The following is a 421-nucleotide window of genomic DNA, read 5'->3' as shown; positions in this document are numbered from 1 at the left end:
GTGTTAGTACCTCTCAAACAGGACCTTTTACTACCGAGTATACTTGGATAGGTGATTACCAATCAACAGCAGATGAAGCTTGGGTACCTATTGGTGTTAATTTAGACGCCTACTTAGGACAGATAGTATATATTGAAATTAGCTATGTAGGTACTGGTGATACTTGGGAAAGTGATATGGCAATTGACCAAGTGCGAGTAGAAGCTTGTGGTACGTTTTGCGTAGCACCAAGTAATATTACTGCAACATCAATTACTGAAACTTCGGCAGATATTTCATGGATACCTAACGGATCAGAGACAGAATGGAATTATGTTATACAACCAGCAGGAACAGGAATACCAACTTCTGGTACGTTAGTAACAACAACCACAATTTCAGAGACAGGATTAAATCCAGCAACAAATTACGAGATTTATGT

The 421-nt window shown here is 38.7% G+C and carries 1 protein-coding gene; it reads left to right on the top strand.

Annotation, left to right across the window (positions count from 1 at the left end):
* The coding region (locus tag V6251_RS15150) for a fibronectin type III domain-containing protein (RefSeq protein ID WP_341588999.1) at positions 1–421 on the top strand (421 nt) is incomplete at both ends.

It is taken from the genome of Olleya sp. Ti.3.14 (assembly GCF_038154885.1).
GTDB lineage: Bacteria > Bacteroidota > Bacteroidia > Flavobacteriales > Flavobacteriaceae > Olleya.
Note: the sequence above shows the minus strand (reverse complement) of the source record. Positions and strands in the feature narration are given on the sequence as shown.